This window comes from Pseudomonas sp. E6002 (assembly GCF_013385565.1).
Lineage (GTDB): Bacteria > Pseudomonadota > Gammaproteobacteria > Pseudomonadales > Pseudomonadaceae > Aquipseudomonas.
On record NZ_JACAPT010000034.1, the window covers coordinates 1 to 10,640 of the forward strand.

Consider the following 10,640-nt stretch of genomic DNA (forward strand, 5'->3'; position numbering starts at 1 on the left):
GAACCAATACCAGCCATCACCGCAGCAACGGATATGCCCCCAACCTGAAAACCTACTTCTTTTTCTTCGGAACCCGCACCAACCGCGTATCCGAATAAATGTCATGCCAGCCACGTTTCTGCTTGTCGAACAACGACCAGATAAACCCAAGCCCCAGGCACAACCACGAAGCAATCGACACCACAAACCGCAACAACGCCTGCCACAGACTGATCCGCGACCCATCAGCGTTCTGCACCCGCACCCCCCAAACCTGCATCCCCAGGGTCTGCCCCGAGTGCGTCCAGAACTTGGCAAAAAACCCAAACAACACAAAAAACAAAATCGTCGACAACAGCGGATCACCGTCCAGCGCGCCAGACTCAGACAGCGCCCGTAACTTGGCCTCCCCGACAAACCCCATCCACACCAGCTTGTAGATGAAGGCCGTGACGATCAGCAGGGCGGTGCACAACAGGAAGTCATAGAACATCGCTGCCAGACGACGGCCCAGGCCTACGGCGGGAAACTCGCCTTGGGGGCTCAGCAGGTGTTTCGACATGGCATGGCTCTCGGCAGGAAAAAAGCCATTTTACGGAAGAACGCCCATAAAAAAGCCCCTGATGTCATATCAGGGGCTTTTTGTCGCAGCAAGGATCAGCCTTCTGCTTGTACTTCGTCGGCTTGCATGCCTTTCTGGCCTTGCACCGCGATGAAGGTCACTTTCTGGCCTTCTTTCAGGCTTTTGAAGCCGTTGCCCTGAATAGCGCGGAAGTGGACGAACAGATCCGGACCGCTTTCTGGAGTGATAAAACCAAACCCTTTTTCGTCGTTAAACCACTTGACGGTACCGCTCTGACGATCAGCCATTTTCTTATTTCCTTGACGCAAAAAAATTAATGACAGCCCCTTTCACATGAAAGAGTACTGGGCTGGGTTGCAGGAAAGTAAGAGACGTCGAACGGGTTGTAGCAAACTTTGGCTACTGCCCAGGTCCAGGTTCAAAGCGACCCATGCAAACACAGTGGGCAAACTCTACGCCAACTAATACAGAAAAAACAAGCCCCGGCAAAACCCCAGGTTTTGCTCGGCCTCGTTACACTTCTGTCCACAATGTGGAACGCGTTTATTCGATAGAATTCGTCACTTGTTATAGGTGACTGAACATAACATTGACTATCGTCAATGCACTTTAATGTGGCGGTTGCGTTACAGATTAGTGCACGTTAACGCAACCGCGTTACTTATAGGAACAGTCAATCAACCACGGTAGTAACGTTGTGGCACGAATGGCATTTTACTTACACGTAGTGGCACCTTTTTCCCACGTACCAACGCAGATACTTCGGTATCCAGTGCGATGAAAGCGCTGTCCAGATAACCCATGGCCAGCGGGCCGCCCAGGCTCGGGCCAAAACCGCCGCTGCAGACGCTGCCGATCACGGTGCCGTGTTCGTCGACGATTTCTGCGCCTTCACGGACCGGCGTGCGTTCCTGTGGCAACAGGCCTACGCGTTTGCGGCTGACGCCGGTTTGTTGCTGGGTGAAGATCGCATCGGCGCCCGGGAAGCCACCGGCGCGTGCGCCATCAGCACGACGGGCCTTGGAAATTGCCCACAACAGGCTGGCTTCAATCGGCGTGGTCTCGGTGTTCATGTCATGGCCATAAAGGCACAGGCCGGCTTCCAGGCGCAGGGAGTCGCGGGCGCCCAGGCCGATGGCCTGTACTTCGGTTTCGGCCAGCAGGCTGCGGGCCAGGGCCTCGGCGTTCGCGGCCGGTACCGAGATTTCGAAGCCGTCTTCGCCGGTGTAGCCCGAGCGGCTGACGTAGCAGTCCACGCCCAGCAGGCGGGTCGGTGCGAATTGCATGAAGGTCATGTGCTTGACCTCCGGCGCCAGGCGCGCCAGCACGCTGACGGCAGCCGGGCCTTGCAGGGCCAGCAGGGCGCGTTCCTCGAACAGTGGCTCGATGGTGCACTGGTCACCGATGTGCTGGCGCAGGTGGGCCAGGTCCTGGTCCTTGCAGGCGGCGTTGACCACCAGGAACAGTTCGTCGTTACCCAGGTTGGCGACCATCAGGTCATCGAGGATGCCGCCTTGCTCGTTGGTGAACATCGCATAACGCTGCATGCCCACCGGCAGGTCGATGATGTCCACCGGCACCAGGGTTTCCAGGGCCTTGGCGGCACCGGCGCCGGTCAGGCGGATCTGGCCCATGTGCGACACATCGAACAACCCGGCTTGTTCACGGGTGTGCAGGTGTTCTTTCATCACGCCCAGCGGGTATTGCACCGGCATGTCGTAGCCGGCGAAGGGCACCATGCGTGCGCCCAGTTCGATGTGCAGGGCGTGCAACGGGGTTTTCAACAGGGTTTCGGTGGACATATTCAGCTCCTGAAAAACGTGCGGACGCGCTTATAGGCGTCAGCACTCGATAATGTTGACCGCCAAACCGCCACGGGCGGTTTCCTTGTATTTGCTTTTCATGTCGGCGCCGGTCTGGCGCATGGTGCGGATGACCTTGTCGAGGGACACGAAGTGTTGCCCGTCGCCGCGCAGGGCCATGCGCACCGCATTGATGGCCTTGACCGAACCCATGGCGTTGCGCTCGATGCAGGGCACCTGCACCAGCCCGCCGATGGGGTCGCAGGTCAGGCCGAGGTTGTGTTCCATGCCGATCTCGGCGGCGTTTTCTACCTGGGAAACCGTACCGCCCAACACTTCGCAAAGGGCGCCGGCGGCCATGGAACAGGCCACGCCGACTTCCCCCTGGCAGCCGACTTCGGCGCCGGAGATCGAGGCGTTTTCCTTGTACAGAATGCCGATGGCTGCGGCGGTGAGCAGGAAGCGCACTACTCCGTCTTCGCTGGCCCCCGGGATAAAGCGCATGTAGTAGTGCAACACCGCCGGCACAATCCCGGCCGCACCGTTGGTGGGCGCCGTCACTACGCGCCCGCCATTGGCGTTTTCTTCGTTGACCGCCAGGGCGTACAGGTTGACCCAGTCCAGCACCGACAACGGGTCGCGCAGCGCCGATTCCGGGTTCTTGCACAGTTGGCGATGCAACGCGGCGGCGCGGCGCTTGACCTTCAGCCCTCCGGGCAAAATCCCTTCGTTGCGACAGCCCGCGTCCACGCAGTCCTGCATCACCTGCCAGATCTTCAGCAGGCCGGCGCGGGTTTCCGCCTCCGGGCGCCAGGCGCTTTCATTGGTCAGCATCACCTGGCTGATGGACAGCCCATAGGTGGCGCAATGGCCGAGCAAGTCCTTGGCACTTTTGAACGGGAACGTCAGGGGCGTGGCGTCTTCGACAATCCGGTCGTGGCCGGCGGCGTCTTCATCCACCACAAACCCGCCGCCCACCGAGTAGTACTCGCGGCTGCGAATCTGCAAACCGGCGGCGTCGAAGGCACGGAAGATCATGCCGTTGGGATGATAGGGCAGGGGTTTGCGAATCATCGCCAGGTGTTCTTTCTCGTTGAACGCAATGCTGTGTTCGCCGAGCAGGTTCAAGCGTGCGTTGCCGCGAATTTCCAACAGGCGGGCGGCAACGGTTTCGGTGTTCACGGTATCCGGGTGCTCGCCTTCCAGGCCCAGCAATACGGCCTTGTCACTGCCGTGGCCTTTGCCGGTGGCGCCGAGTGAGCCGTAGAGCTCCACCTTGACGCAGGTGGTGGCGCCCAGCAGGTTGTCGCGCTTCAGTCCCTCGACGAATCGAGCGGCAGCGCGCATCGGGCCGACGGTGTGGGAGCTGGAGGGGCCGATGCCAATCTTGAACAGGTCGAACACGCTTAAAGACATGGTTGTTCTCCGGTTTCTTATTATTGATCGGATGTACTCGGTCCAATGTGGGAGCGGGCTTGCTCGCGAAAGCGGCGGGTCAGTCACCAGATGTATCAACTGACACTCCGCATTCGCGAGCAAGCCCGCTCCCACATCAGGTTACGCGTAGCTCTCGATCGACGGGCAAGCGCACACCAGGTTGCGATCGCCAAACACGTTGTCGACCCGGCCAACCGGCGGCCAGTACTTGGCTTCGATCAACGACGCCACCGGGTACACCGCTTGTTCACGGCTGTATGGGTGGCTCCATTCGCCAACCAGTTCCGCGGCAGTGTGTGGCGCGTTTTTCAGCGGGTTGTCGTCTTTGTCCAGCGAGCCATTTTCCACCGCGCGGATTTCTTCGCGGATGGCGATCATCGCGTTGCAGAAGCGGTCCAGTTCTTCCCGGGATTCGCTTTCGGTCGGCTCGATCATCAGGGTGCCGGCCACCGGGAACGACATGGTCGGCGCATGGAAACCAAAGTCGATCAGACGCTTGGCGACGTCATCCACGCTGATGCCGCTGCTGTCTTTCAACGGGCGCAGGTCGAGGATGCATTCGTGGGCCACCAGGCCGTTGCTGCCGGTGTACAGCACCGGGTAGTGCTCTTCCAGGCGACGGGAAATGTAGTTGGCATTCAAAATCGCCAACTGCGAAGCGCGCTTGAGGCCTGCGCCGCCCATCATGCTGATGTACATCCAGGTGATCGGCAGGATGCTCGCGCTGCCGAACGGTGCGGCGCAGACCGCACCTTCCTTGCGTTCCATCGCGGCATGGCCGGGCAGGAACGGCGTCAGGTGGGATTTGACGCCAATCGGGCCGACGCCCGGGCCGCCACCACCGTGGGGAATGCAGAAGGTCTTGTGCAGGTTCAAGTGGGACACATCGCCGCCGAACTTGCCCGGGGCGCAGAGGCCGACCATCGCGTTCATGTTGGCGCCGTCGATGTACACCTGGCCGCCGTTGTCGTGAATGATCCCGCAGATTTCGCGGATGCCTTCTTCGAACACGCCGTGGGTGGACGGGTAGGTGATCATCAGCGCAGCGAGGTGCTCGCGGTGCTCGATAGCCTTGGCACGCAGGTCTTCGATGTCGACGTTACCGCGTGCATCGCAGGCGGTGACCACCACGCGCATGCCGGCCATGTTGGCGGTGGCCGGGTTGGTGCCGTGGGCCGACGACGGGATCAGGCAGATATCGCGGCGTTCTTCGCCACGGCTCTGGTGATAGGCACGGATGGCCAGCAGGCCGGCGTATTCGCCCTGGGAACCGGCGTTCGGTTGCAGGGAAATCGCGTCGTAACCGGTGGCCGCGCAGAGCATGGCTTCCAGTTCGGTCGTCAGTTGCTGGTAGCCGGCGCTTTGCGAGGCCGGGGCGAACGGGTGCAGGGCACCGAACTCGGCCCAGGTCACCGGGATCATTTCGCTGGCGGCGTTGAGCTTCATGGTGCACGAGCCCAGCGGGATCATGGTGCGATCCAGGGCCAGGTCCTTGTCGGCCAGCTTGCGCAGGTAGCGCATCAGCTCGGTTTCGGAGTGGTAACGGTTGAACACCGGGTGGCTGAGAATTGGCGACTGGCGCAGCAGCGCGGCCGGCAGGGTGCTTTCAACGCTGGCAGCCAATGCGGCGAAGTCCGGCAGGGCTTTACCGCCGGCGAACACGCTCCACAGGGTTTCGATGTCGGCTTGGGAGGTGGTTTCGTCCACCGACAGGCCAACGCGTTCGCCGTCGACCACACGCAGGTTGATGCGCTGGGCGCGAGCCTTGTCGTGCAGGGCAGCAGTTTGCGCGCCGGTCTTGATGGTCAGGGTGTCGAAGAAGTGGGCTTGTTCAACTGCCAGGCCCAATGCGCCCAAGCCTTTGGCGAAGATCGCGGTCAGGTGGTGAATGCGGTTGGCAATCTGGGTCAGGCCTTTCGGGCCGTGGTACACGGCATACATGCTGGCGATGTTGGCGAGCAATACCTGGGCGGTGCAGATATTGCTGGTGGCCTTCTCGCGGCGGATATGTTGCTCGCGGGTCTGCATGGCCAGGCGCAGGGCCGGCTTGCCGAAACGGTCCACGGAGACGCCGACCAGACGGCCCGGCATGTCGCGCTTGAACGCATCCTTGGTGGAGAAGTACGCCGCATGCGGGCCACCGAAGCCCAGCGGCACGCCGAAGCGTTGCGCGCTGCCGATGGCCACGTCGGCGCCGAACTCACCCGGCGGGGTCAGCAGGGTCAGGGCCAGCAGGTCGGCGGCCACGGCCACCAGTGCGTTGGCGGCGTGGAAGCGCTCGGTCAGCTCGCGGTAGTCGAACACGTCACCGTTGCTGGCCGGGTATTGCAGCAGGGCGCCGAAGAAGGCGCTGACGTCGGTCAGTTCACGCTCGTCGCCCACCACCACGTCGATGCCCAGCGGCTCGGCACGGGTGCGCAATACGTCGAGGGTTTGCGGGTGGCTGTGCACGGAGGCGAAGAATGCGTTGCTGCCTTTGTTCTTGCTCAGGCGTTTGCAGAAGGTCATGGCTTCGGCAGCGGCGGTGGCTTCGTCCAACAGCGAGGCGTTGGCGATCGGCAGGCCGGTGAGGTCGCTGATCAGCGTCTGGAAGTTCAGCAACGACTCCAGGCGGCCCTGGGAAATTTCAGGCTGGTAAGGCGTGTAGGCGGTGTACCAGGCCGGGTTTTCCAGGAGGTTGCGCAGGATCGGCGACGGTGTGTGGCAGTTGTAGTAGCCCTGGCCGATGTAGGTCTTGAACAGCTCGTTCTTGGCGGCAATCGCCTTGATCGAAGCCAGTGCGTCGGCTTCGCTCAGGCCGTCGCTCAGGCCCAGCACAGCGGTGCCCTTGATGCTTTCCGGGATCACGCTGGCGCTCAAGGCTTCCAGGGAATCAAAGCCCAGGGTGGCGAGCATGTGTTGCTCGTCGTCCTGGCGCGGGCCGATGTGGCGGGCGATGAATTCGTTGGCGGTGGTCAGATTAGTCATGGCGCGCTCCTCAGGCTTCAGCGTTGGCTTTGATCAGGCGGTCATACGCATCCTGATCCAACAGCTTAGCTACTGCGTCGGCATCAGCCGGTTTAAAGCGGAAGAACCAGCCTTCGCCCATCGGGTCTTCGTTGACCAGCTCGGGGCTGCCGTCCAGCTTGTCGTTTACTTCGAGGACTTCGCCGTCCAATGGCATGTATACGCCGCTGGCGGCCTTGACCGATTCAACGGTGGAGGCTTCTGCCCCTTTGTCGTAGGACTGCAGCTCAGGCAGTTGCACGAAAACCACATCACCCAGCGCGTTCTGCGCAAAAGCGGTAATGCCCACGGTCACGCTGCCGTCGGCTTCGGCGCGCAGCCATTCGTGATCTTCAGTAAAGCGCAACTCGCTCATGGAAACTCCTCAGGGCCAGATTCGTCTGGTGGACGGGATTGAAATAATGGGGAGTTGCTTAGCAAAATTGCGGCCAATGTTTTTTTATCGTTATAAAACAATTGGTTACTGATTATGGCAGGTGATGTTCGGAAGGTGACTGTAGCGATATCGCTACAGCTGGACGGGTGAAAAAAAGCCTATGAGGATCAAAGCCTTGCATGGCGATGCCCGGGACGGTGTGTATTGATATCGTTCCACTGTAGCGCTTTCAGTACAGGCGGAGGTCGCTTTTGAGGGCGCCGTAGATCAAATGTGGGAGCGGGCTTGCTCGCGAAAGCGGTATGTCAGTGCCGAATGTATTGACTGACCCAACGCATTCGCGAGCAAGCCCGCTCCCACATGTTGATCGCGTGCAGTCAGTCAGGGCTTGTTGGGAATACCGTACTTGCGCAGGCGATGGGCAATGGCGGTGTGGGAGGTTTGCAGGCGGCTGGCCAGCTGGCGCGTGGACGGATAGCTGACATAGAGCTTCTCCAGCAACCCGCGCTCGAAATCCTCCACGGCCTGCTCCAGGCTGTCGACTTCACCATCGTTCTGCCGCGCCACCGAGGTGCCGGCGATGTCCAGGTCGCCGATGTCCACCAGGCTGCTTTCGCAAATGGCCGCGGCGCGGAAGATCACGTTCTGCAACTGGCGCACGTTGCCTGGCCAGCGGTTGCCCAGCAGCGCCGGGTAGGTGCCCGGCGCCAGGCGGCAGACCGGGCGCTGGATCTGCGCGCAGGCCTGCTGCATGAAGTAGCGGGCCAGCAGCAGGATGTCCTGGCCGCGCTCGCGCAGAGGCGGCACTTCGACGTTGAGCACATTGAGGCGGTAGAACAGGTCTTCGCGGAAGGTGCCTTCGCTGACCATCTTTTCCAGGTCGCGGTGGGTGGCGCTGAGGATCCGCACATTGACCTTCACCTCACGGTCGCCGCCCACCCGGCGGAAGCTGCCGTCGTTGAGAAACCGCAGCAGCTTGGCCTGCAAGTACGGCGACATCTCGCCGATCTCGTCGAGGAACACCGTGCCTTGGTTGGCCAGTTCCATCAGCCCCGGCTTACCGCCACGCTGGGCACCGGTGAAGGCGCCGGGGGCGTAGCCGAACAGTTCGCTCTCGGCCAGGTTCTCCGGCAGCGCCGCGCAGTTCAGGGCCAGGAACGGCGCGCTGTGGCGTGCGCTGATGGCGTGGCAGGCACGGGCCACCAGCTCCTTGCCGGTGCCGGTCTCGCCCTGGATCAACAACGGTGCATCCAGCGCCGCCACCCGTTGCGCCCGCGCCTTGAGGGTGCGGATCGCCGGAGACTCGCCCAACAACGCGTCGAAACCTTCGGCGTGGTCATGGTGCAGCGCCGACAGTTGTTCGCCGATGCGGTTGGGTTGGTACAGGGTCAGCAGGGCGCCGGCGTCGGTGATCGGCGTGGCGTCCAGCAGCAGGGTCTGGCCGTTGACGCTGATTTCCCGCAGGGCCAGGCGAAAGCCGTGTTCCAGCAGGGTGGCCAGCAGGGTTGGGTCGTCGAACAGTTCGTTGATGCTTTCCCCGGCGGGTTCGCGACCGTACAAGGCGATCAGCGCCGGGTTGGCCAGCAGGATCTTGCCGGCGCTGTCCAGGGCCAGTACCGGGTCGGTCATGGCGGCGAGCAGGGCATCGAGTTGCAGGTGCTGGCGCTGGCCGGGGAGGATGTCGACCACGGTCACGGCTTGCACGCCGCGCACGCTGAACAGTGCATCACGCAGCTCTTCCAGTACCTCGGCACTCAAGGTTGGCGCGTCGATGTAGACGTTGGGCGGAACCATTTCCACCGCATCCAGGTTCAGATTGCGCCCACCGAGCAAGGCCAGGACTTCCTGGGTGATGCCGACGCGGTCGATGAAGCTGACGTGGATACGCATGGGGCTGTTTTTGGTTCTGGCGAGCGAGAGGTGGCAAGTATGCCTTGGAGAAGATAGAGATCAAAATGTGGGAGCGGGCTTGCTCGCGAATGCGGTGTGTCAGTCACCGGATGTATCAACTGATACACCGCATTCGCGAGCAAGTCGAATCGTCGCACCGCCGCTCCCACATTTGATAGTTGGTGCCTGGGAAATCAGGTTATTCGAGGTGTTCGGGTTTGACCGGATCCCCAGGCTTCACATCCAGCTGATGCCGCACATCCTCAAACATCAAATCGTACTGCTTGTGCATCTGGCCATTGAGCACGGCAATCTTCGGCATGCCGTACTTCTGCGCGATGTTCATCGCCTGCCGGGCGAAGTCGAACGACTGGTCCTTGGGCAGGAAGAACTCTTCCTTGAGCTCCTTGCCCTGCACCGTGCCGTGCATCTTGAAGAGCATTCCCTTGCCTTCCTTTGGGTCCTGGCTGACTTCGTAGTCGATGCACAGGTTGTAGCTGTAGTCATCCTTGTTCAGCGCGTGGCGTTCGATGTGCAGGTGACCAGGTTCAAAGGTAGCCATAGGCGTTTCTCCTCTACTTCACAGGTAGGTGATGCCAGGTTTTGCGGTACTGATGCGGGTGCCGGCGCTGCCCTGGACGATCGCTTCGATGTCCGAGAGTGAACCGATCACTGCGGTTTTTCCAGTCTGGCGGGCGAACTCGCACGCGGCCTGGACCTTGGGTCCCATGGAGCCGGCAGCGAAGCCGAGCTTTTCCATTTCGTCCGGGTGTGCCTGGCCGATGGCTTTCTGGGTGGGCTTGCCGAAGTCGATAAAGGCGGCATTGACGTCGGTGGCGATCACCAGCAAATCGGCGTCCAGTTGTCCGGCCAGCAAGGATGAGCACAGGTCTTTGTCGATCACGGCTTCAATGCCCTTGAGCTTGCCGTCTTCGCCATACATCGTCGGAATCCCGCCGCCGCCGGCGCAGATCACGATGCTGCCTTTTTCCAGCAACCACTGGATCGGGCGGATTTCAAAGATCCGCTTTGGCCGTGGGCTGGCCACCACGCGGCGATATTTGTCGCCATCGGGGGCAATCGCCCAGCCTTTTTCAGCGGCCAGTTTTTCCGCTTCGGCTTTGGAGTACACCGGGCCGATGGGTTTGGTCGGGTGCTGGAAGGCCGGGTCCTTGGCGTCGACTTCGACCTGGGTCAGCAGCGTGGCGAACGGCACTTCGAAGTCCAGCAGGTTGCCCAGTTCCTGTTCGATGATGTAGCCGATCATGCCTTCGGTTTCGGCTCCCAACACATCCAGCGGGTAAGGTGAAACCTGGGTGTAGGCGGCAGCCTGCAGCGACAGCAGGCCCACTTGCGGGCCATTGCCGTGGGCAATCACCAGCTCGTTGCCTTTGTGGATCTTGGCGATCTGTTCGGTGGCGATGCGGATATTGGCCCGTTGATTGTCTGCGGTCATGGGTTCACCACGGCGCAGAAGGGCGTTGCCGCCCAGTGCAACGACGATACGCATATAAGGTTGTCCTTCCAGAATCCAGCGTTGTGAACACCGGGCCAAATGTGGGAGCGG

At 61.2% G+C, this 10,640-nt stretch carries 9 protein-coding genes; all 9 read right to left on the reverse strand.

Annotated features, from left to right (window positions below):
* Nucleotides 1-52: 52 nt before the first annotated feature.
* The 9 genes from HX815_RS25855 to arcC all read right to left on the reverse strand — a co-directional run bounded on the left by HX815_RS25855 (nt 53) and on the right by arcC (nt 10,583).
* Nucleotides 53-541 (reverse strand): RDD family protein, encoded by a 489-nt coding sequence (locus tag HX815_RS25855; protein ID WP_003220044.1) that lies wholly within the window; start codon nt 539-541, stop codon nt 53-55.
* A gap of 95 nt (nt 542-636) precedes the next feature.
* Nucleotides 637-849 carry a cold-shock protein gene (locus tag HX815_RS25860; RefSeq protein WP_003220045.1) on the reverse strand — a complete coding sequence of 71 codons (213 nt, stop codon included), beginning with the start codon at nt 847-849 and terminating at the stop codon, nt 637-639.
* Between the two features lie 390 nt (nt 850-1,239).
* Complete coding sequence (gene gcvT / locus HX815_RS25865; RefSeq protein WP_003220046.1) at nt 1,240-2,364, reverse strand: glycine cleavage system aminomethyltransferase GcvT; 1,125 nt, start codon at nt 2,362-2,364, stop codon at nt 1,240-1,242.
* Between the two features lie 39 nt (nt 2,365-2,403).
* Complete coding sequence (locus HX815_RS25870; RefSeq protein WP_087692646.1) at nt 2,404-3,780, reverse strand: L-serine ammonia-lyase; 1,377 nt, start codon at nt 3,778-3,780, stop codon at nt 2,404-2,406.
* Between the two features lie 141 nt (nt 3,781-3,921).
* Nucleotides 3,922-6,768: an aminomethyl-transferring glycine dehydrogenase gene (gene gcvP, locus HX815_RS25875; protein ID WP_177029099.1), complete on the reverse strand. Its 2,847-nt coding sequence runs from the start codon at nt 6,766-6,768 to the stop codon at nt 3,922-3,924.
* 10 nt (nt 6,769-6,778) lie between these two features.
* Entirely contained in the window at nt 6,779-7,162 is a 384-nt protein-coding gene (gene gcvH, locus HX815_RS25880) for a glycine cleavage system protein GcvH (protein WP_003220049.1), read from the reverse strand.
* 402 nt (nt 7,163-7,564) lie between these two features.
* Entirely contained in the window at nt 7,565-9,073 is a 1,509-nt protein-coding gene (locus tag HX815_RS25885) for a sigma-54-dependent transcriptional regulator (protein WP_102605962.1), read from the reverse strand.
* Between the two features lie 199 nt (nt 9,074-9,272).
* Nucleotides 9,273-9,635 (reverse strand): DUF5064 family protein, encoded by a 363-nt coding sequence (locus HX815_RS25890; RefSeq protein WP_003220051.1) that lies wholly within the window; start codon nt 9,633-9,635, stop codon nt 9,273-9,275.
* A gap of 18 nt (nt 9,636-9,653) precedes the next feature.
* The gene (arcC, locus tag HX815_RS25895; RefSeq protein WP_177029100.1) at nt 9,654-10,583 is read right to left on the reverse strand and encodes a carbamate kinase; all 930 of its coding nucleotides are present in this window, start codon (nt 10,581-10,583) and stop codon (nt 9,654-9,656) included.
* Nucleotides 10,584-10,640 lie beyond the last annotated feature (57 nt).

Bases quoted from the DNA above. Each gene is read 5' to 3' on its own strand.
- HX815_RS25855 (WP_003220044.1), bottom strand. From the start codon at position 541: ATGTCGAAACACCTGCTGAGCCCCCAAGGCGAGTTTCCCGCCGTAGGC.
- HX815_RS25860 (WP_003220045.1), bottom strand. From the start codon at position 849: ATGGCTGATCGTCAGAGCGGTACCGTCAAGTGGTTTAACGACGAAAAA.
- gcvT (WP_003220046.1), bottom strand. From the start codon at position 2,364: ATGTCCACCGAAACCCTGTTGAAAACCCCGTTGCACGCCCTGCACATC.
- HX815_RS25870 (WP_087692646.1), bottom strand. From the start codon at position 3,780: ATGTCTTTAAGCGTGTTCGACCTGTTCAAGATTGGCATCGGCCCCTCC.
- gcvP (WP_177029099.1), bottom strand. From the start codon at position 6,768: ATGACTAATCTGACCACCGCCAACGAATTCATCGCCCGCCACATCGGC.
- gcvH (WP_003220049.1), bottom strand. From the start codon at position 7,162: ATGAGCGAGTTGCGCTTTACTGAAGATCACGAATGGCTGCGCGCCGAA.
- HX815_RS25885 (WP_102605962.1), bottom strand. From the start codon at position 9,073: ATGCGTATCCACGTCAGCTTCATCGACCGCGTCGGCATCACCCAGGAA.
- HX815_RS25890 (WP_003220051.1), bottom strand. From the start codon at position 9,635: ATGGCTACCTTTGAACCTGGTCACCTGCACATCGAACGCCACGCGCTG.
- arcC (WP_177029100.1), bottom strand. From the start codon at position 10,583: ATGCGTATCGTCGTTGCACTGGGCGGCAACGCCCTTCTGCGCCGTGGT.